The following is a 20869-nucleotide window of genomic DNA, read 5'->3' on the forward strand; positions in this document are numbered from 1 at the left end:
CCCGCGCGGCCCGGTACGCGATCCGCGGCGTCGATCACGGACGGTGGATGCGATAGGTGCGGTGGCGGCGCAGCGCGGGGATCGCCGTGGGATGGTCGAAGTCGCCGTCCGGCACGCGCTGCATGCCGAGTCGCTCCATCAGGCCCCAGCTCCGGGCGTTCGCCTCGACCGTGATGGCGGCGATGCTCGAGGCAGCGAGATGCTGCCATCCCCAGGCGAGGCTCGCCGCGGCGGCCTCGCGGGCATAGCCTTGGCCCCAATGCTCGGTCGCAAGCCGCCAGCCGATCTCGATGTCGCCCGCGATCGGCGTACCCGCTGCGCCGGGCTTCAGGCCGCAGAACCCGAGAAACGCACCATCCTCGCGGCGTTCGAGCGCCCAGAAACAATGGCCATGGCCTGCCTGGAATGCGCGTTGCCGGTCGATGCCCGCGTCGCTTTCCGCGCGCGATTGCAGCGGCCCGATATAGGCCATGACGCGCGGATCGTTCGCCATTGCGTGGAAGGGCGCGCGGTCGGCGTCGGTCCAGCCGCGCAGCAGGAGTCGTTCGGTTTCGATCATGGCCGGTTGATCGCGAAAGCTACGGTCGGACGCAAGCGATGACCGGGCGGGTGCACCGGATGCTCGAAATCGGTGAACCAGCGCATTCCCAGCCGCTCCATGAGGGCACGGCTGGCAAGATTGCAGGCGGAGGTGATCGCGACGACGCGTGGGTCGGAGCGATGCACCCAGGCCCAGTCGAGGCTCGCCGCCGCCGCTTCGCGAGCATAGCCCTGCCCCCAGAAAGGCCGCGCGAACATCCAGCCGATCTCCAGTTCGCCTGCGATCGGCGTATCCGGCGCGCCGGGCTTCAGGCCGCAAAAGCCGAGCACCGCGCCGTCCTCGCGCCGCTCCACGACGTTGAACCCAAGGCCATGGCTGGGTCCATAGCCGAGATGCCGCGCGATCGTCGCCCGGCTATGCGCCGTGCTCTTCACCGGGCCGAGGTCGCGCATCACCTCCGGATCGCTCCACATGGCATGGAGTGCATCGAAGTCGCGCGGCTCGGGCGGCCGCAGCAGCAGCCGCGGCGTTTCGATCACGCGCCGAGCAGCCGTGCCGCCAGGGGGGCGTGATAGGTGAGCACGCCCGAACAGCCCGCGCGCTTGAACGCCATCAGCGTTTCCAGCACCAGCGCGTCGCGATCGCCCGCGCCGACTGCGGCCGAGGCCTCCAGCATCGCGTATTCGCCGGACACCTGATACGCGAAGACAGGCACTTCGAAGGCACTCTTCACACGGGTGATAATGTCGAGATAGGGCAGGCCCGGCTTCACCATCACGCTGTCCGCGCCCTCCGCCAGATCGAGCGCCACCTCGCGCAGTGCCTCTTCGGCATTGGCGGGGTCCATCTGGTAGGTCTTCTTGTCGCCCTTCAGCAGCCCACGGGTGCCGACCGCGTCGCGGAACGGGCCATAAAAGGCGCTCGCATATTTGGCGGCATAGGCCATGATCTGCACGTTGACATGGCCGTTCGCCTCCAGCGCGGTGCGGATTTGGCCCACGCGGCCGTCCATCATGTCGCTCGGCGCGACGATGTCGGCGCCCGCCGCTGCCTGGACCAGCGCCTGCTCGGTCAGCACCGCCGAGGTCTCGTCGTTCAGCACATAGCCGGCCGCGTCGACGATGCCGTCATGCCCATGGCTGGTATAGGGGTCGAGCGCGACGTCGGTCAGCACGCCGACTTCGGGCACCGCGTCCTTGATCGCGCGGATGGCGCGGCACATCAGATTGTCGGGATTGACCGCCTCGCGGCCATCCTCGGTGCGCAGTTCGCGCGGCGTGTTGGGGAACAGCGCGAGGCAGGGAATCCCGAGGTCACGCGCCTCGCGAGCCCGATCGACGATGCCAGCCAGGCTCCAGCGCGATACGCCGGGAAGCGCGGCGATCGGCTCTTCCTCGGCGCCTTCGGTCACGAACACGGGCCAGATCAGGTCGGCGGGGGTGAGCACGGTTTCGGCATGGAGGCGACGGCTCCAGGCCGAAGCCCGGGAGCGACGAAGGCGAAGCGCGGGATAGTGGCTCATGCGGCGCCAGATGCGCCTTGATTGCGCAGGTTGCAAGCGTCGCCGAGCGCCGTCGTGCCCAGCGTGAGGATCGAGGTCGCATGCCGCCGGGCCACTTCCAGCGCGTCGCTGCCATAGCCGCCGCCGAGCGTGCTGGCGAACGGGACACCGCGTCGGCGCAGCGTCTCCGCCACCCAGCGATCGCGGGCCACCAGCCCCTCCCCGCTCAGCCCGAGTCGCCCGAGGCGATCGTCGGCGAAGGGGTCGACGCCGGCTTGGTAGAGCACCAGGTCGGGATCGACCTGGGCGAGCAGCGGCACGAGCGTGGTCTCGAGCGCTTCGAGATAGGCCGCGTCCGCCGTGCCATCCGCCAGCCCGACATCGACCGTCGAGCGCGCCTTGCGGACCGGGAAGTTCTTCTCGGCATGGATCGAATAGGTCGCGATCTCCGGTCGACCGGCGGTGAGCGCGGCGGTGCCGTCGCCCTGGTGCACATCGCAATCGACGATCAGCACGCGCCGGGCATGGCCTTCCTCTACCAGGCGCACCGCTGCGATGGCGAGATCGTTGAACACGCAATAGCCGGCCCCGGTATCGGCCAGCGCATGATGGCTGCCGCCCGCGCTGTTCGCCGCATAGCCTTCGCGCTGGGCGATCCGCGCGGCGAGGAACGTGCCGCCCGGCACCCGTTCCGACCGTCGCGCCACCGCCGACGTGACCGGGAAGCCGATCCGCCGCGTCTTGTGCGGCGGCACGCGCGCCTCCAGCACCTCGGCGACATAGTCCGGATCGTGCACCGCCTCCAGCCAGCGCGGCGACATCGCCTCGGGCGCGTGCCAGCGGATGCGCGCGCCTTCAGCCTGCAACAGGTCGCGGACGAGGCCGTTCTTGTTCCAGAGATAGGCACTGCCTGCCGGTGCCGGCGCGACATAATCGGGATGATGGACGACGGGGATCACGCCCGCGGATTTAGGTAGCCGGCGGGTTCGACGAAAGACGACCCTTCCGCCATGCCACGCTTCGTCCTAGGGAAGCCGCATGACCGATCCTGCTTCGCTTCCCTATCGTCCCTGTGCCGGCGTGATGCTGCTCAACCGCGCCGGCCGTGTGTTCGTTGGCCAGCGACTCGATTCCACGCTGGAGGCCTGGCAGATGCCGCAGGGCGGGATCGACCCCGGCGAGGACGCGCTGGACGCCGCGTTCCGCGAGCTTTGGGAAGAGACCGGCGTCGCGCGCCAGCATGCCGAGCTCATCGCCGAGGCGCCCGAGGAACTTCAGTACGACCTGCCCGAAGAGCTGGTCGGCAAGGTCTGGAAGGGCAAGTGGCGCGGCCAGCGCCAGCGCTGGTTCCTGCTGCGCTTCCTGGGGGAAGAGGGCGATATCAACATCGTCACCGCCGAACCCGAGTTTCGCGCCTGGCGCTGGGCCGAGCCGGCGGAGCTGCCGGAGCTGATCGTGCCGTTCAAGCGGGCGCTGTACGAACGACTGCTCGTGCTGTTCGCGCCGCATCTCGGCTGAGGCAGCTCAGGCCGCGCGTCGCGCCGGCATCACCGCGAACGACAGGCCGGTGATGGTGCCAAGCACCACGCCGGACACCGCGCCGCCGACCAACCCGCGAAACGCGATTTCCAGGCTGCTCGGCGCAGCGCTGCCGAGCGAGGCGGCCACGTAGATGCAGGGGAGCGCCGCACCCCATCCGACCGCGTTGACCGCGATCCACCAATGCGCCTGGCCCGCGGCGCGGCGAAGGACCAGGGCCTGCGCCATGCCGAACAAAAGCCCTAATCCCATGCCGAACCCCGCGGCGGCGACGGCGGTCTGAAACAGCGTCGTGACCGTCGGCAGCAGCGGATCATTGTCGAGCGACGGGAATACGGCGAACCAGGCGGCGATCGACCAGACGAGCAGACCGACCAGCATCGTTGCGACCAGCCACGCGCGCAGGCTGAGCGCCGGGAACTGGCGGCGCAGCGCCCAGCCCTGCAACAGCCCCAGGATAAGTCCCTGAATCAGCCCGCTCGAGGCTTTCCCCAGGAAGACCAGCCATTCGGCGACATGGCCCACGGGCACGGGATCGAACCGGTCGACCGTGATCCACCAAAGCGCCGCCGTGCCGATGCCCAGCAATTCGCCCGCGGCGCACGCCTCGATCCAGCGGGTGAAGCCATCCTCTTCCTGCACGTTGCCTTCCTCTGCGAGGGCCTGCCGTCTTCGGCACCATCGACCACCCGTGTCCTATGCACCTGATTGAGACACGAGTTTCAGAAACGCGACAAGCCCAGAAACAGAGTGCGAGCAATTGCTAAATAGTTACGCATGCGTTCCGATGTGAGACGTTTCCGCTCCAACTCACTCAAATTCAAGGATAGCGGCATCGACCACCAAACTGTCTCCGGCCGCAAAATGCGCCTTTTTGACGGTGCCGGTTCGCTCGGCGCGCAGGATGTTCTCCATCTTCATCGCCTCGACGACGGCGAGCGCCTGCCCCGCCTCGACCTTGTCCCCCGGCTGGACGTGCAGCCGGGTGAGCAGACCAGGCATCGGCGCGAGCAGGAAGCGGCTCATGTCGGGTGGCACCTTCTCGATCATGTGATCGCGGTACTGGGCGACATGCAGCGGCAGCACCTCTACCCGATGCGCGGCGCCGTGCGCGGTCAGCTTCCAGCCGATGCGGGTGCGGTCGACCGCGGTAGCGAACGCGATGCCGTCGATGCGAGCGACGAACTGCGGATCGCCGAGGCGCCAGTGGCCGGACACCTCCAGCGGCGGTTCGTTGCTCGACAGGTTCACCAGCAGCCCGGTCTCGCAGCCGTCGACGGTGACGTCGAAGCGGTGCTCCCCGATCCGCACCGCGCGCGCGGTCGACAGCGGCACAGGCGCGCCGAGCTGGCCGGAGATTTCCGCCGCTCGCCCGGTCCGGGCAAGGTCGAGCACCACCGCCACGGCCGCCAGCCGGCGCACCAGCGCCTCGTCCGCCGGCGCGCCGTGGAAGCCCTCGGGATATTCCTCGGCGATGAAGCCGGTGGTCAGTTCGCCCGAGCGGAAGCGCGGGTGCTGCATGATCGCCGAGAGGAAATCGATATTGTGGCCGATTCCGTCGATCCGGAAGCGGTCGAGCGCCTGCACCTGCAGGTCGGCGGCCTCGTTGCGCGTCGGCGCCCAGGTGATGAGCTTGGCGATCATCGGATCGTAGAACATGCTGATCTCGGAGCCTTCGGTCACGCCGTCGTCGACGCGGACATAGCCCGCCCTTTTAAGCCCCTCCTCCTGGGAGGAGGGGTTGGGGTGGAGGGATTCCAGACCGTAGCTTGGTCTCGGTGAGACACGGCCCCACCCCAACCCCTCCCCTGAAGGGGAGGGGCTACGATAGCGCATCAGCCGGCCGGTGCTCGGCAGGAAACCGCGATAGGGATCCTCGGCATAGACGCGGTTCTCGATCGCCCAGCCGTCGAGTTTCACCTCTTCCTGCGTAAACGCCAGCTTCTCCCCGGCCGCCACGCGGATCATCTGCTCGACCAGATCGAGCCCGGTAATCGCCTCGGTCACCGGATGCTCCACCTGGAGTCGGGTGTTCATCTCGAGGAAGTAGAAGCCCTGCCCCGTTTTGTCCGCGCCGGATACGATCAACTCGACCGTGCCCGCGCTGTAATAGCCCACCGCCCGCGCCAGTGCGACTGCCTGCTCGCCCATCGCCTTACGCATCTCGGGCGTGACGAAGGGCGACGGCGCTTCCTCGACGACCTTCTGGTGGCGGCGCTGGATCGAGCATTCGCGCTCGTTGAGGTAGACGATGTTGCCGTGCTGATCGCCCAGCACCTGGATCTCGATGTGGCGCGGGCTCTCGATGAACTTCTCGATGAACACGCGGTCGTCGCCGAAGCTGGCGAGGCCTTCGCGCTTGGTCGCCTCGAAGCCCTCGCGCACGTCCCGCTCGCTATAGGCCAGCCGCATGCCCTTGCCTCCGCCGCCGGCCGAGGCCTTCATCATCACCGGATAGCCGATCTCGCCCGCGATCCGCACGGCATGCTCGGTATCCTCGATCTCGCCGACAAAGCCGGGAACGACGTTCACGCCCGCCTGCTTGGCGAGCTTCTTCGACTCGATCTTGTCGCCCATCGCCGCGATCGCCCCCGGCGGCGGCCCGACGAACGCGATCCCCGCCTCGGCACAGGCCTTGGCGAAGCTCTCGCGCTCGGAGAGGAAGCCATAGCCGGGGTGGATCGCGTCGGCGCCGGTTTCCTTGGCGGCGAGCAGGATCAGGTCCGCGCGGAGATAGCTTTCCGCCGCCGGTGCCGGTCCGAGCCGCACCGCCTCGTCCGCCATCCGCACATGCGGCGCGCGCGCATCCGCATCCGAATAGACCGCGACCGTGGCGATGCCCATCTTCTTGGCCGTGCGCATCACCCGGCACGCGATTTCGCCACGGTTGGCGACGAGGATTTTCTTGAACATTACTTTCGATCCTGAAGCTGGATTAACTTCTTCTTGAACTCGGCTTCGAGATGTTCCCAATCGTCCCCAAAGTGCGCCCTTCGATGGTCGTTGGCACAAAGCGCAATCACGTTTGCAAGGCTGTCACACCCTTGCCTTGCCAAAGAAATGATATGATGGGTTTCCAGGTAGATCCGGCCGCTTTTTGTTTTGAAACCGAAAGCGCCACAATATTCACATTTACCAGCCGCCCGCCTAAGTACTTGCAATCTAATCTTTGGATCTCTTACAAAGCGTTCGCCCGAGTGGGGTACGCGATTGGGAATTTCGACTCCACTAAATTCGTCGATATCGTCAATCGCGGATCGGTTAACGTTTAGAAAATCGTCCGCGTAAGTTACAATCTCAAGCCCAAGCTCACGTGCAAATATATGCGCGTCCGAAGTATTAAACTCCTTCGGAAGCGAGACTGGAAAGAAAGCGGCCCTAATTATCGCGTTCGCCGGGTATAGGTCACCCTCATACGAAATCCAAGTGGTCTTTGCTCCCCGTCCATTAGCGTATTTCTTAAGGAAACACTCTTCACCTAATAACCTAAAGTCACTGATTGCAGACATTATGTCAGAAATTGATAGCTCACCGAATTTAGTTTTCACTCCGCCGCCTCCAGCTCCACCTTGCACTCCGCGGCCATCGGCGTGAGCCCCAAGCGGGCGAACAGCGCGGCGTCCTTGTCGTCGCCGGCATTGCCCGCGGTCAGCAGCTTGTCGCCGGTGAAGATCGAATTGGCGCCCGCCAGGAAGCACAAGGCCTGGGTGGCATCGCTCATGCTCTCGCGGCCCGCGGACAGCCGGACCATCGAGCGCGGCATGGTGATGCGCGCCACCGCGACGGTGCGGACGAACTCGATATCGTCGATCTTCGCGAGCGGGGTATCGGCCAGCATGTCGCCGAGTACGGTGCCCTTCACCGGCACCAACGCGTTGACCGGCACGCTGCCCGGATGCACCGGCAGCGTCGCCAGGGCATGAATGAAGCCCACCCGGTCGCCGCGCGTCTCGCCCATGCCGACGATGCCGCCGCAGCACACATTGATGCCCGCCTCGCGGACATGCTCCAGCGTCTCCAGCCGCTCCTCGAAGCTGCGGGTGGTGATCACCTCGCCATAGCGTTCGGGCGAGGTATCGATATTGTGGTTGTAGTAATCGAGCCCGGCATCGGCGAGCGTCTTCGCCTGATCATCGGTGAGCATGCCCAGCGTCATGCAGGTTTCCATGCCCATCGCGCGGACGCCCTTCACCATCTCGACGATGGCGCCCATGTCGCGGTCCTTGGGGTTGCGCCAGGCGGCACCCATGCAGAAGCGGGTCGAGCCATGGTCCTTGGCCTGCGCCGCCGCCTGCAGCACCGCGCGCGGGTCCATCAGCTTGGTCGCCTTGAGGCCGGTATCGGCATGCGCCGACTGGCTGCAATAGCCGCAATCCTCGGGGCAGCCGCCGGTCTTGATCGAGAGGAGCGTCGAGCGCTGGACCTGGTTCGCCGGATGGTTGGCGCGGTGGACTTCGGCTGCGCGGAACACGAGTTCGGTGAACGGCAGGTCGAACAGCGCGGCGATCTCGTCGCGGGTCCAGTCGGTACGCACGGGGGTGGTTTCGAGGGTCAAGCAAGCAACTCCGGTGAACAATTACGCCGCGCGGCATAGCGGGTGAGTGGCCCGGCGTAAAAGGGCGCGGCGCGGCGTTCGTGCTCGCCGCTGCCGATCCCCGCGACGGACTGGGCGACGCGCGCGACGGCGCCGCTGCTGAGGCGATCGAGCGGCTCGACATGGATGCCGATGGTGAACAGCACTGCCCCGCTTTGGGGCAGGCGGCGCAGCGTCTGGCGTTCGCAGCGAACGAACAGGGTTTGCCCCGCGTTGGTGTCGGTCACATGGGCGAAGCGGACCTGGGGATCGTCATGGGGCAGGTAGCGCCATGCGTCGCTTGCCACGACGAACCAGTTGGTGCGGCCGAAGATCGGGCCCGGCGGGAGGGTCGCGAAGAAATGGTCGACGCCAGAGGCGAGCTGCTCGGCATAGCCATGGATCGGCGCATGGATCGGGGTGAGCGCGTGGCCGAGCTTTTCGGCGAGGTGCCAGTCGGTGGGAAAGGCCAGCGCGGCGGCGGTGAGGCGGTACTGGCCGGAAGCGTCCGGGGTGAGGATGCAGAGGTCTTCCCAAACCCTCGCGGCGGCAGTGCGCAGGGCCGTGACCGCGTGTGCCCCCCTCCCGCTTGCGGGAGGGGTCGGGGGAGGGACTGACGTGGAAGAAGCGCTGAAAGGTTCCAGCCCCTCCCCTAGCCCCTCCCGCAAGCGGGAGGGGAACGCCGCCTTCCCGCCCTCCAGCAGTACTGCGACCTCTTCCACCGCCGCTTCGGCCTCCGGCAGAACCTGCACGCAATCCGGCTCCGCCGTGAACACGGCGGCCCGCGCCGCCAGATCCACGCCCGGCGTCAGCCACTCCGGCTCCGGCACGCGTACCAGCCCCATACGCAGCGCCCCTCCGCCACGCGCGCGGGACAGCAGCGCTTCGACGGAGAAACCCAGGCTCATTCGGCGGCGGCCTCGAGCGGCGGCATATTGTGACCGAGCAGCCGCAGCACGTCGGCCGCGCACTCGACGACGTTCGAGCCTGGACCGTAGATGCCCTGTACCCCGGCTGCGCGCAGCATCTCGTAGTCCTGCGGCGGGATCACGCCGCCGGCGATCACCTTGATATCGCTTCGCCCCGCTTCCCGCAGGCCGCGGATCAGCTCCGGGATCAGCGTCTTGTGCCCGGCCGCAAGGCTGGAGGCGCCGACCACGTCGACGTCGCTTTCCAGCGCCAGCACCACAGTTTCCTCCGGCGTCTGGAACAGCGGTCCACTGACCACCTCGAACCCCATGTCGGAAAAAGCGGAAGCGATGACATTGGCGCCGCGATCATGACCGTCCTGACCCATCTTGGCGACGAGCAGCCGCGGCTTGCGACCCAACCGGCGCTCAACCGCCTCGACGCCGCGCACGACCTCGGCCCAGCGATCGTCCTCGGCGTAAGGCGCGGCATAGACGCCCTTCACCGGCGTCGGTTGGGTGGCGTAGCGGCCGAACACATCCTCCATCGCTGCGCTGATCTCGCCGAGCGTCGCACGGGCGCGCGCCGCCACGACGGCGAGTTCGAGCAGATTGCCGCCGCCCTTGGCACCTTCGCGCAGCGCATCGAGCGCCGCCTGGCACGCAGCCTCGTTCCGCGCGGCCTTCACCCGCTGGATGCGGGCGATCTGCGCCTCACGCACCGCGGCGTTGTCGACCTCCAGCGTCTCGAGCAAATCCTCGTTGGGCAGACGGTATTTGTTGACCCCGACGATCACATCCTCGCCGCGATCGACCCGCGCCTGCCGCGCGGCGGCGGCTTCCTCGATCATCGCCTTGGGCCAGCCGGCAGCGACCGCCTTGGCCATGCCGCCCTCGGCTTCGACCCGCTCGATGATCTTCCAGGCCTTGTCGACCAACTGCTGCGTCAGGCTCTCGACATAATAGCTGCCGCCCAAAGGATCGACGACCTTGGTCATCCCCGTTTCTTCCTGCAGCACGATCTGGGTGTTGCGGGCGATGCGGGCGGAGAAATCGGTCGGCAACGCGATCGCTTCGTCGAGCGCGTTGGTGTGGAGGCTCTGGGTGCCGCCCAGCATCGCCGCCATTGCCTCGATCGTGGTGCGGATGACGTTGTTGTACGGGTCCTGCTCGGTCAGCGACACGCCCGAGGTCTGGCAATGCGTGCGCAGCATCTTCGAGCGCTCGTCCTGCGCGCCAAGCTGCGTCATCACCCGATGCCACAGCACGCGCGCCGCCCGCAGCTTCGCCACTTCCATGAAGAAGTTCATACCGATTGCGAAGAAGAAGCTCAGACGACCTGCAAACTTGTCGATATCGAGGCCCGAGGCGACGCCGTACTTCACATATTCCATGCCGTCGGCGATGGTGAAGGCGAGCTCCTGCACCTGCGTCGCGCCGGCTTCCTGCATATGGTAGCCGGAGATGGAAATGCTGTTGAATTTCGGCATCTTCGCGCTGGTATAGGCGAAAATGTCTGAAATGATCCGCATGCTCGGTTCGGGCGGGTAGATATAGGTGTTCCGAACCATGAACTCCTTGAGGATGTCGTTCTGGATCGTACCTTCCAGCTTCTCCTGCGGAACGCCCTGCTCCTCGCCCGCGACGATGAAGAAGGCGAGCACCGGGATCACCGCACCGTTCATCGTCATCGAGACCGACATCTGGTCGAGCGGAATACCGTCGAACAGGATCTTCATGTCCTCGATCGTGTCGATCGCCACCCCGGCCTTGCCGACATCGCCGACGACGCGCGGATGGTCGCTGTCATAGCCGCGATGCGTGGCGAGATCGAAGGCGACCGACAGGCCCTTCTGCCCGGCGGCGAGGTTGCGGCGGTAGAAAGCGTTCGACTCCTCGGCGGTCGAGAATCCCGCATACTGGCGGATCGTCCAGGGTCGCCCCGCGTACATCGAGGCGCGCACGCCGCGGGTGAACGGCGCGAAGCCCGGCAAGCCGGGGTCGACAACTCCAACATCCTCTTGCGTATACAGTGGCTTGACGGAAATACCTTCAGGCGTTTCCCAGGTTAGATCCTTGCCCCTGACCTCCTTCGAGGCGGCGGCGGACCATTGGTCGATCGTGGGCTTGGTCACCTCAATGCTCCCCACGCGGCGTTTCCATGATCTCGGTAAGTACGCCGCCCATATCCTTGGGATGGACGAAGAAGATCGGTGTGCCATGCGCCCCGATGCGCGGCTCGCCGAGGACCTTGCAGCCCCTGCCCTCGAACCAGGCTTTGGCTTCATGGATATCGGGGACCTCGTAGCAGAGATGATGCTGTCCACCTGCCGGGTTCTTCGCCAGGAAACCATGAATCGGCGACGCTTCGCCCAACGGCTCGATCAGCTCGATCTGGCTGTTCGGCGTATCGACGAAACACACCTTCACGCCCTGCGCGGGCAGGTCGAACGGCGCGCGGATCACCGTTGCACCCATCACGTCGCGGTAGAAGGCGATCGACGCTTCGATCGACGGCGTCGCAACGCCGACATGGTTGAGACGGCCGAGTTTCATAGCTGCTCCTCAATTCCTCCCCGGCACGGGGAGGGGGACCGCTCGCCGAAGGCGAGTGGTGGAGGGGCCGCGCCGAACGGCGCGGTTCCGGTGGCAATCGCGGAACACCGCCGCGTTCCGCGGCGGCCCCTCCACCATGTGCTGGCGCACATGGTCCCCCTCCCCGTTCTCGGGAGGATCTTGGAGGGCATCGAACGCCCGCCGGTTACAGCGGGATATTGTCATGCTTCTTCCAGGGGTTCTCGAGCCGCTTGTTCCGCAGCTTGCGAAGGCCCAGCGCGATCCGGCGCCGCGTCGAGTGCGGCATGATCACCTCGTCGACAAAGCCCTTGCTCGCGGCAACGAAGGGATTGGCGAAGCGCGCTTCATACTCGGCGGTGCGCTCGGCGATCTCCTCGGGCGTCCGTCCACGGAAAATAATCTCCACCGCGCCCTTGGCGCCCATTACCGCGATCTCGGCGGTCGGCCAGGCATAGTTGAGGTCGCCGCGCAGATGCTTCGACGCCATGACGTCATAGGCACCGCCATAGGCTTTCCGCGTGATCACCGTGATCTTGGGCACCGTCGCCTCGGCATAGGCGAAGAGCAGCTTGGCGCCGTGCTTGATGATTCCCGAATGCTCCTGGCCGACGCCCGGCAGGAAGCCCGGCACGTCGACGAAGGTGACGATCGGGATCTCGAACGCGTCGCAGAAGCGCACGAACCGTGCAGCCTTCTTGGAAGCGTTGATATCGAGGCAGCCGGCCAGTACCATCGGCTGGTTCGCCACCACGCCCACCGTGCGCCCCTCGATCCGGCCGAAGCCGGTCAGGATATTGCCGGCATGGGCGGGTTGCAGCTCGAAGAACTCGCCCTCGTCGAGCGTCTTCCGGATCAGCTCGTGCATGTCATAGGGCTGGTTGGCGCTGGGAGGGATCAGCGTGTCGAGGCTCTCGTCGATCCGATCCCACGGATCGTCGCTCGGCAGCGCGGGCGGCGCCTCGCGGTTCGAGGCGGGAAGAAAGTCCACGAAGTCGCGGGCCGCGAGCAGCGCCTCGATATCGTTTTCGAAGGCCACGTCGGCGACCCCCGACTTCGTGGTATGCGTCACCGCTCCACCCAGCTCCTCCTGCGTGACGATCTCGTTGGTAACGGTCTTCACTACATCCGGGCCGGTAACGAACATGTAGGACGAATCCTTCACCATGAAGATGAAGTCCGTCATTGCGGGGCTATAGACCGCGCCGCCGGCGCAGGGGCCCATGATCAGGCTGAGCTGGGGGACGACGCCCGAGGCCAGCACGTTGCGCTGGAATACCTCGGCATAGCCGCCGAGCGAGGCTACGCCTTCCTGGATCCGCGCGCCGCCGCTGTCGTTGAGGCCGATCACGGGCGCGCCGACCTTCATCGCCATGTCCATGATCTTGCAGATCTTCTGCGCATGCCGCTCCGAAAGCGAGCCGCCGAACACGGTGAAATCCTGGCTGAACACGAAGACCAGCCGGCCGTTGATCGTGCCCGAGCCGGTGACGACGCCGTCGCCGGGGATCACCTGGTCCTGCATGCCGAAATCGGTGCAGTTGTGCTCGACATACATGTCGAGCTCCTCGAAGCTACCCGCATCGAGCAGCACCTCGAGCCGCTCGCGGGCGGTCAGCTTTCCCTTGGCATGCTGTGCGTCGATCCGCTTCTGGCCGCCGCCCAGACGGGCAGCGGCACGACGGCGTTCCAGTTCCTCGATCGTCGACGACATCGGCATCTCTCTCCGTGGACGCGGCTTGTGCATCGGGACATGACGCATCCGCAAATGCAATGTTGCAAAGTTGCGGGATAGGGGTTTGCAGAGTAGGAGAGGCCATGACCAGCCAAGTCCCCACCGCTCCGCGCCGTCGCCTGTTCGAAGGCTTCCGGCTGCGCGAGCTGCGACGCCGTCTGAACATCCCCCAGGCCGGCATGGCGCAGCGGCTGGGCATCTCCGTGTCCTATCTCTCGCAGATCGAGAACAACGACCGCCCGATCACCGACGCGGTGCTGCTGGCGCTCGCCCGCGAATTCCCGCTCGACGCCGCCGAGATCAACGGCGAGGGCGGCACCGCGGCGCTGCTCCGCGCGATCGATGCGGCGACCGACAGCAGCGTGCCGACCGACCGCATCGACGAGGTAGATGTCCGCCGCGGCATCGAGCAGCAGCCGCTGCTCGCCCGCCGCATGGTGGCGCTGCACGACGCCTATCGCCGCAGCCAGGAGCAACTTCGCGTGCTCGACGACCGGTTCGATACCGGTTCGGGCGACGCCGCGCCGCTCCCCTGGGAGGAGGTACGCGACTGGTTCCAGGCGGAGGGCAATTATATCGATGCGATCGATCGTTCGGCCGAGGCGCTGGCCGATGCGCTCGCGCTGGACGACGACAATGTCGTCCGCGCGTTCGAGGATCGGCTGCGGCTGTGGCACGGCGTCCGCGTGATCGGCGCGTCCGGGGACGGCAGCGAACTCAGCCGTTTCGATGAGGGCGCGCGGACGCTGGCGCTCAACCATGCGCTGCCCCCGGAAAGCCGCGCCTTCCTGCTCGCCCACCGGCTGGTGCGGTACGAGTTCGCCAATGAGATGCGGCTGGTGATCGAGCGTTCGGGCCTCGCCTCCGCAGCGGCACGCGAACTGCTGAGCGTCGGCCTCGCCAACTATGCCGCCGGCGCCCTGCTGATGCCTTATGGCCGCTTCCGCGCCGCGGCCTATGCGGTGCGGCACGATATCGACCGGCTGCGCCAGCGCTTCGGCGTGAGCTTCGAACAGGCATGCCACCGGCTGTCGACACTGCAGCGTCCCGGCGCGCAGGGGCTACCGGTGTTCTTCTGCCGGGTCGACATGGCGGGCAACATCACCAAGCGCCATTCCGCCACCCGGCTGCAGTTCGCCGCACTCGGCGGTGCCTGCCCGCTCTGGATCGTCCACGAGGCAGTCGCGATCCCCGATCGGATCCTCGTCCAGCTCGCCGAGATGCCCGACGGCACCCGCTATGTCTCGATGGCCAAAGGGCTGGTCAAGCCCTCGGGCAGCTTCGCCCGCCCGCCGCGCCGCTACGCCGTGGCGCTCGGGTGCGAGGAAGCGCATGCCGCCGACTTCGTCTATGCCGATGCGCTGCGCACCGGCGGCGCCGCGACACCGATCGGCGCGTCATGCCGCATCTGCCCGCGCCTCGATTGCGACCAGCGCGCTTTCCCGCCGGCGGGTTCGGCGATCGAGATTGATCCCGATCACCGCCGCGCGGTGCCCTACGCCTTTCGCTAGCCCGCGACCTTCGCCAGCAGCCGGGCGATCCCTGCAACGGCTTCCGGCTCATCCAGCGTCGGCGCGTGGCCGACCCGCGCCACCGTCACCAGTTCGGCGCCGGGGACGCGCGCGACCATCTTTTCGGCGGTGTCGGCACGCAGAATGTCCGAACGTTCGCCGCGCACGACAAGCAGTGGCCGACCGGCGAGCGCGTCGATCGTCGGCCACATGTCCGGCCCCGCCTCGTTGCCGGGGACGCGGAACGGCTCGGCGATCTTCATGTCGTAATCGAGCACGATGCGGCCCTGGCTGTTCACCCGGTGGAGCCGCTTGGCCATCGCCAGCCAGTCCTCGATCGCATAGTCCGGATAGACGTCCGCATTCGCCTCGGCGACGCCGCGGGCAGCGTGCATCCAGGTGGGGTACCAGACCTGCTTGCCGACATAGGTTCGGATCCGCGCCAGCCCGGCCGGGTTCAGCTCCGGCCCGACATCGTTCAGCACCGCACCCGCCAGCTTGCCGCCATCGGTCGCCGCGAGCAGCATCGTGACGATGCCGCCCAGCGACGTGCCCACTGCGACGAACTTCTCGATCTTCAGCTCGACAAGCAGCGCCTCGACATCCTGGAGATAAGTGAGCGGCACATAGCTCATCGGATCCTTGGCATAGGCGCTTTCGCCGCGGCCGCGGAACTCGACGCAGAGCACCCGCCAGTCGCCCGAGAAGCGTATCGCCAGATCGGCGAAGTCGCGCGCATTGCGGGTCAGCCCCGGAAAGCAGATCAGCGGCGGCCGGTCGTCGCGCCCCGGATAGTCGCGATAATGCAGCCGTAGGCCGTCTTTCGACCACCAAACGCCATCGGAGTAGTTGCGCCGAGCATCCATCGCGCCCCATATCGCCGCATGGCCTTCGCTCCGCAACAGGCGATCCTCGAACTCGGGGATGGCTTCTACGATCCGGTATCACCGGCGCCGTTCCCGCAGACGATCCTGCGCTTCCGTAACGACCGCGCCGCCGCGACCGTCGGGCTGGAGGGGCTGAGCGATGCCGAATGGATCGCCCATTTCGGCCGGTTCGAGCCGCTGGCCGGCAGCCTGGCCCGGCCGCTGGCGCTCCGCTATCATGGCCACCAGTTCCGCGTGTACAATCCCGAGATCGGCGACGGCCGCGGCTTCTTGTTCGCCCAGATGATCGACGCCGCCGGCCGGCTGATGGACCTGGGCACCAAGGGGTCGGGCCAGACTCCCTATAGCCGCTTCGGCGACGGCCGACTGACGCTGAAGGGCGGCGTGCGCGAGATCCTCGCGACCGAGATGCTCGAAGCGCTGGGGGTGGCCACCAGCCGCACCTTCTCGCTGATCGAGACCGGCGAATCGCTCCAGCGGGCGGACGAGCCCTCGCCCACCCGCGCATCGGTGCTGGTACGGCTCAATCACAGCCATGTCCGCATCGGCAGCTTCCAGCGGCTCGCCTATTTCCAGGACGAGGCAGGCTTGCGGGCGCTCACCGCCTATGCGCTCCGCCACTATTTCGGCGAGCCGGACGGACCGGATGCACCCGAGCGGCTGCTCGCCCATGTCGTCGGGCGTACCGCGCGGCTGGCCGGGCAGTTCATGGCCGCGGGCTTTGTGCACGGCGTGCTCAACAGCGACAATATCAACATCACCGGCGAGAGCTTCGATTACGGCCCCTGGCGCTTCACGCCGAGCTGGGCACCGCACTTCACCGCCGCCTATTTCGACCATGCCGGGCTCTACGCCTTCGGCCGCCAGCCCGAGGCGATCTATTGGGACGTGATGCAGCTTGCCATTTCGCTGCGGCTGATCGCCGAGGAGGGGCCGTTGATCGCCGCGCTGGAAGGCTTCGCGCCCGCCTATCAGCGCGAAGAAGCGCGCGCGCTGCTCTGGCGCCTTGGTGTGCAGCCCCGCGACGAAGCGAGCGACCGCGCGCTCGCGCAGGCGTTGGAGTCAGCGCTCCACCAGTCCGGCGCGCCGTTCGACCTTTTCTATTTCGACGCGTTCGGTGGGCAGCTTCCCGAAACCTATGGGGAGGACTTCGCCGAGGTGCGCCGCCGCCTCGCCGACTATCGCCCGCGCAAGTCCCGGGACCACGCCTATTGGCGCGGGAGCCCCTGCTCGATGCTGATCGACGAGGTCGAATCCCTGTGGTCGGCGATCGCCGATCGCGACGACTGGGCGCCGCTCACCGCCAAGGTCGCCGCCATCCGGACGATGGGCGAGGCTCTGGCCTAGCGCCGTAATTTCGGGCAAGAGCAGGCCAAACCGGGGCGTTACACCAAGAAAATAGAAGGCCGATGCCGGAACACGAACTTCTTTCGACCGAGCCCGCAACGGGCGCCGTGCTCTGGCGCCATGCGATCGGGGATGCCGATACCGAAGTAGCGATCGCCCGCGCGAGCTGGGCGGCCTGGGCGGCGCGACCGCTCGCGGTGCGCATCGAGGCCTTGCGGCGCTTCGCCAATGTCGTGCGGCAACGCGCCGATGCCTTCACCGACCTGCTCGCCCGCGAGACCGGCAAGCCGCTGTGGGAAGCGCGCACCGAAGTCGAGACGGTGATCGCCAAGGTCGATATCTCGGTCACCAGCTATTCGGAGCGCACCGGCCAGCGCCGGATCGAGGCGCCGATGAACACGCGGCTCGCCCTCCGGCACAAGCCGCACGGCGTGCTCGCAGTGCTCGGGCCCTATAACTTCCCGGCGCATCTGCCGAACGGCCACATCGTCCCCGCGCTGCTCGCCGGCAACGCGGTGGTGTTCAAGCCTTCGGAGAAAACCCCCGCCAGCGGCGCCTTCCTCGTCGAGTGCTTCCATGCCGCGGGCATTCCCGAGGGCTGTATTCGCCTGCTCGTCGGCGGGCCGGAGCAGGGCAAGGCGCTGGCCAGCCATCCGGATATCGACGGGCTACTGTTCACCGGTTCGGCGACCACCGGCATCGCACTCAACCGCCAGTTCGCCGCGCGGCCTGAAAAAATCCTCGCGCTGGAGATGGGCGGCAACAACCCGATCGTGGTGTGGAACACGCCGGATCTCTATTCGGCCGCGGTGCTGGTGGTGCAATCCGCCTTCACCACGGCCGGCCAGCGCTGCACGGCCGCGCGCCGCTTGATCGTCGACGAGAAGCTGTTCGAGCCGCTGATGGCCGAGCTCGACAAGCTGATCGGCCGCCTGATCATCGGCGAACCGCATGCCGATCCGCAGCCCTTCATGGGCCCGGTGATCGACAACAACACCGCCGACATGCTCACCGAGAGCTTTCTGACGCTCTCCACCATGGGCGGGCGCCCGCTGCGCCACATGGAGCGGCCGATCGAGAACCGTCCTTTCCTCACCCCCGGCGTGGTCGACATGACCGGCGCCCGCGAGAAGGTGGATGTCGAGCTGTTCGGCCCGATCCTCCAGGTATTCCGCAAGACCAGCTTCGAGGACGCGATCGCCGAGGCCAACGATACCCGCTACGGCCTCTCTGCCAGCCTGGTCAGCCAGGAGCCGCGGCTCTACGACCAGTTCTGGGCGAACATCCGCGCCGGCATCGTCAACTGGAACAAGCCGACCAATGGTGCCTCCTCGGCCGCGCCGTTCGGCGGAGTCGGCTGGTCAGGCAATCACCGGCCGAGCGCCTATTATGCCGCCGACTATTGCGCATACCCCGTGGTGTCGTCCGAGTCCGAGCAGGCGCGGGCGGCGATGGGCGTGGGCCTGCGCGACGCCTGACCGCCCGCGTTAGGCTTTTCGCAACCCTGCCGCTTAACGGCGGTTTCAGGCCCCCGCCCGCATGGTCCCCCCCTTCGGACGGGGTAACAGCATGGATTCGGGGCATACGTCCGCGACGATCTTCAGCCTGACGCACGATCTGCCGACACCCCGCGCTGCGGGCATCGCGTCGGCGGAAACGCTGGATCCTGCCCTGCTTGCCTGTGCCGGCGATTCCCTGGGCTGCCGCGTGCACTGGATCGGTCGTGCGGGCGCGCGACTGCGGGTCGCGCACGAACTTGCCGAGCAGATGCCGGTCCAGCTGCATCTCGGCAGCGGCGAACCGCTGATCGGGCGTACGCTATGGTCGGACGGGACCGAAGCCGGCCTCGCCTTCGATGCGCCGGTCGACGTGCTCGGGATGGTTGCGCAGCACCTCGCCCGGACCACCGCCGAGCGTCGCCGCCTGCCGCGCATCGAGCTGCGCCAGACCGTCGGTGTGCATTGCGGCGGCGTGGTCGAGCAGTTCCGCACGCGCGACATCTCGCAAGGCGGCGTCGGCGTCGAGGCGCGCTGGCTCACCGCCGACACCGCGGTGCGCCTCACCTTCGACGGGTTGCGCGCGCTCGACGGCACGGTCCGCTGGGTCTCGCGCGAGACCGCCGGCATCGTCTTCGCCGAGGAGCTGGGGTGGCAGACCCTGTTCCCCTGGTTGCGCAGCCTGCAGCAGGCACCGCTGCCGAGCGCGGCCGGGATCGATGCCGAGGGACTGCTGCTCGACAAGCTGGCGCTCCGCCTCGACCTGCCAGGGCGTGTCCGCGAAGGGGTGCGCTGGTGGAATTGCCGCATCCATGCGCTTACCGCGACGCAGGTGGAATTCGAGGCGCGGCAGGGGTTCGCGCCGGGTGCGGGGCTGTGGATCGCCTTGCCCGAAATCGGCGGAGGGCCGGTGCGGGTGCTCCAGGCGCGGCACGGCCGTACGCTCGCTGAGTTCCGCATGCCGCTGCGCGACGCCGAGCTTCGCACGCTCACCGCGAACAGGCGCACCGGCTGAAGCCGCTTGCATCGCCGCGCCCGCGCCGCCAAGCGGTTGGCCATGGCGCTGCTCCCCATTGCCGAAGCGCAGGCGCTATTGCTCGCGCTTGCCGGCCGGACCCCGATCGAGACCGTGTCGTTGGCGGAGGCCGTCGGCCGATGGGCCGCCGAACCCGTCGTCGCGCGGCGTACCCAGCCCGAGAACGATCTCTCGGCGATGGACGGCTATGCGATCCGCTTCGACGATCTGCCTGGGCCATGGCGGGTGATCGGCGAAAGCGCGGCGGGTGCCGGCTTTGCCGGCACGGTTTCCGCCGGTGAGGCGGTGCGGATCTTTACCGGCGCGCCAATGCCTGCGGGCGCCGACACGGTGCTGGTGCAGGAAGAGGCGGCCCGCGAGGGCGATCGGCTGGATCTTGCCGGCGAAGGTCCCTCCCATCGCGGCCGGAACACCCGCCGACGCGGGCTCGATTTCAGCGAAGGCGAAAGCCTGATTTCCGCCGGGGAGCGGCTGACCCCGGCGCGGATCGCGCTGGCCGCGATCGCCGGACATGCCCGCCTGGCAGTCCATCGCAAAGTGCGTGTCGCCATCGCGGCGACCGGCGACGAGCTGGTTGCGCCAGGCACATCGACCGGCCCCGCCCAGATCCCCGAATCGAACCGCACGATGCTCGCGGCCCAACTCGCCGACCTGCCGATCGAGATTCTCGACCTCGGCATCCTGCCCGACGATATGGACGCGCTCACCCACGCCTTCGCCACGGTCGATGCTGATCTGCTGATAACCAGCGGCGGCGCCTCGGTCGGCGATCACGACCTGGTCCGCCCAGCGCTGGAAGCCGCAGGCGCGACGATCGACTTTTGGCGGATCGCGCTACGGCCGGGCAAGCCGATGATGGCCGGCAGGCGCGGCGAGATGGTCGTGTTGGGGCTGCCGGGCAACCCGGTGTCGGTGTTCGTCACCGCGCTGTTGTTCGCGAAGCCGTTGATCGCGAAGCGTTCCGGTGCTGCCGAACCGCTGCCGCCAACCCGCACTGCCATGCTTGGCGAGCCACTAGCCGCCAATGGCCCGCGCACCGACTATCTTCGCGGCGCGGTGATCGACGGCAAGGTCTATGCCGCGGCGATCCAGGACAGCTCGGTGCTCCGCACCCTGGCGCGGAGCACCTGCCTGATCCTGCGACCGCCGCACGCGCCAGCGGCGAAAATATCCGAAATGGTGGAAATTCTAGACATCGCTTGACAGTCCGCCGGAACATTG

The 20869-nt window shown here is 67.2% G+C and carries 19 protein-coding genes; 6 read left to right on the forward strand and 13 right to left on the reverse strand.

Features of this window, described 5'->3' with window-relative positions:
• Positions 1–34 precede the first annotated feature (34 nt).
• From SAZ01S_RS06030 to SAZ01S_RS06045, 4 genes are read right to left on the reverse strand one after another with little or no spacing between them, the layout of a single operon-like run.
• A complete protein-coding gene (locus tag SAZ01S_RS06030) occupies positions 35–559 on the reverse strand; it encodes a GNAT family N-acetyltransferase (protein WP_084581019.1) in 525 nt (174 codons plus the stop codon).
• Positions 556–1080 carry a GNAT family N-acetyltransferase gene (locus tag SAZ01S_RS06035; protein WP_084581021.1) on the reverse strand — a complete coding sequence of 175 codons (525 nt, stop codon included), beginning with the start codon at positions 1078–1080 and terminating at the stop codon, positions 556–558. The genes SAZ01S_RS06030 and SAZ01S_RS06035 overlap by 4 nt, the downstream gene beginning before the upstream one ends.
• Positions 1077–2063, reverse strand: a complete 987-nt coding sequence (gene hemB / locus SAZ01S_RS06040) for a porphobilinogen synthase (RefSeq protein ID WP_084581023.1) — start codon at positions 2061–2063, stop codon at positions 1077–1079. The genes SAZ01S_RS06035 and hemB overlap by 4 nt, the downstream gene beginning before the upstream one ends.
• Complete coding sequence (locus tag SAZ01S_RS06045) at positions 2060–3001, reverse strand: histone deacetylase family protein (protein ID WP_084581025.1); 942 nt, start codon at positions 2999–3001, stop codon at positions 2060–2062. Before SAZ01S_RS06045 ends, hemB begins: the two co-directional genes overlap by 4 nt.
• A gap of 79 nt (positions 3002–3080) precedes the next feature.
• On the opposite strand from SAZ01S_RS06045, the gene SAZ01S_RS06050 reads away from it, so the two are divergent.
• Entirely contained in the window at positions 3081–3560 is a 480-nt protein-coding gene (locus SAZ01S_RS06050; RefSeq protein ID WP_084581027.1) for an RNA pyrophosphohydrolase, read from the forward strand.
• Between the two features lie 6 nt (positions 3561–3566).
• Here SAZ01S_RS06050 and SAZ01S_RS06055 read toward each other — a convergent pair whose 3' ends face one another.
• From SAZ01S_RS06055 to SAZ01S_RS06090, 8 genes are all read right to left on the reverse strand, one after another.
• Entirely contained in the window at positions 3567–4223 is a 657-nt protein-coding gene (locus SAZ01S_RS06055; RefSeq protein ID WP_084581029.1) for a hypothetical protein, read from the reverse strand.
• Positions 4224–4391: 168 nt separating this feature from the next.
• Entirely contained in the window at positions 4392–6494 is a 2103-nt protein-coding gene (locus SAZ01S_RS06060; protein ID WP_084581031.1) for an acetyl-CoA carboxylase biotin carboxylase subunit, read from the reverse strand.
• Positions 6494–7129: an HNH endonuclease gene (locus SAZ01S_RS06065; protein WP_218018026.1), complete on the reverse strand. Its 636-nt coding sequence runs from the start codon at positions 7127–7129 to the stop codon at positions 6494–6496. The genes SAZ01S_RS06060 and SAZ01S_RS06065 overlap by 1 nt, the downstream gene beginning before the upstream one ends.
• On the reverse strand, positions 7126–8136 hold the full coding sequence (gene bioB / locus SAZ01S_RS06070) for a biotin synthase BioB (RefSeq protein WP_139809955.1): 1011 nt from the start codon (positions 8134–8136) through the stop codon (positions 7126–7128). Before bioB ends, SAZ01S_RS06065 begins: the two co-directional genes overlap by 4 nt.
• Complete coding sequence (locus SAZ01S_RS06075; RefSeq protein ID WP_084581037.1) at positions 8133–9062, reverse strand: heme-dependent oxidative N-demethylase family protein; 930 nt, start codon at positions 9060–9062, stop codon at positions 8133–8135. Before SAZ01S_RS06075 ends, bioB begins: the two co-directional genes overlap by 4 nt.
• Entirely contained in the window at positions 9059–11197 is a 2139-nt protein-coding gene (gene scpA / locus SAZ01S_RS06080) for a methylmalonyl-CoA mutase (protein WP_084581039.1), read from the reverse strand. Before scpA ends, SAZ01S_RS06075 begins: the two co-directional genes overlap by 4 nt.
• Position 11198: 1 nt before the next feature.
• On the reverse strand, positions 11199–11618 hold the full coding sequence (gene mce / locus SAZ01S_RS06085; RefSeq protein ID WP_084581041.1) for a methylmalonyl-CoA epimerase: 420 nt from the start codon (positions 11616–11618) through the stop codon (positions 11199–11201).
• 205 nt (positions 11619–11823) lie between these two features.
• Positions 11824–13350, reverse strand: a complete 1527-nt coding sequence (locus SAZ01S_RS06090) for an acyl-CoA carboxylase subunit beta (protein ID WP_084581137.1) — start codon at positions 13348–13350, stop codon at positions 11824–11826.
• Positions 13351–13454: 104 nt separating this feature from the next.
• On the opposite strand from SAZ01S_RS06090, the gene SAZ01S_RS06095 reads away from it, so the two are divergent.
• A complete protein-coding gene (locus tag SAZ01S_RS06095) occupies positions 13455–14882 on the forward strand; it encodes a helix-turn-helix domain-containing protein (protein ID WP_084581043.1) in 1428 nt (475 codons plus the stop codon).
• On the opposite strand, the gene SAZ01S_RS06100 is transcribed toward SAZ01S_RS06095, so the two are convergent.
• Positions 14879–15748 carry an alpha/beta fold hydrolase gene (locus SAZ01S_RS06100; protein ID WP_084581139.1) on the reverse strand — a complete coding sequence of 290 codons (870 nt, stop codon included), beginning with the start codon at positions 15746–15748 and terminating at the stop codon, positions 14879–14881. The genes SAZ01S_RS06095 and SAZ01S_RS06100 overlap by 4 nt on opposite strands.
• An 18-nt stretch (positions 15749–15766) precedes the next feature.
• Between SAZ01S_RS06100 and SAZ01S_RS06105 the strand changes: the two genes are divergently transcribed.
• The 4 genes from SAZ01S_RS06105 to SAZ01S_RS06120 all read left to right on the forward strand — a co-directional run bounded on the left by SAZ01S_RS06105 (position 15767) and on the right by SAZ01S_RS06120 (position 20851).
• Positions 15767–17116 carry a protein adenylyltransferase SelO family protein gene (locus tag SAZ01S_RS06105; protein ID WP_084581045.1) on the forward strand — a complete coding sequence of 450 codons (1350 nt, stop codon included), beginning with the start codon at positions 15767–15769 and terminating at the stop codon, positions 17114–17116.
• A gap of 62 nt (positions 17117–17178) precedes the next feature.
• Positions 17179–18594: a succinylglutamate-semialdehyde dehydrogenase gene (gene astD, locus SAZ01S_RS06110; RefSeq protein ID WP_084581047.1), complete on the forward strand. Its 1416-nt coding sequence runs from the start codon at positions 17179–17181 to the stop codon at positions 18592–18594.
• Between the two features lie 91 nt (positions 18595–18685).
• Positions 18686–19627, forward strand: a complete 942-nt coding sequence (locus tag SAZ01S_RS06115; RefSeq protein WP_245824636.1) for a PilZ domain-containing protein — start codon at positions 18686–18688, stop codon at positions 19625–19627.
• A gap of 42 nt (positions 19628–19669) precedes the next feature.
• Complete coding sequence (locus SAZ01S_RS06120) at positions 19670–20851, forward strand: molybdopterin molybdotransferase MoeA (protein ID WP_084581051.1); 1182 nt, start codon at positions 19670–19672, stop codon at positions 20849–20851.
• Positions 20852–20869 lie beyond the last annotated feature (18 nt).

It is taken from the genome of Sphingomonas azotifigens NBRC 15497, from assembly GCF_002091475.1.
GTDB classification, from domain to species: domain Bacteria; phylum Pseudomonadota; class Alphaproteobacteria; order Sphingomonadales; family Sphingomonadaceae; genus Sphingomonas; species Sphingomonas azotifigens.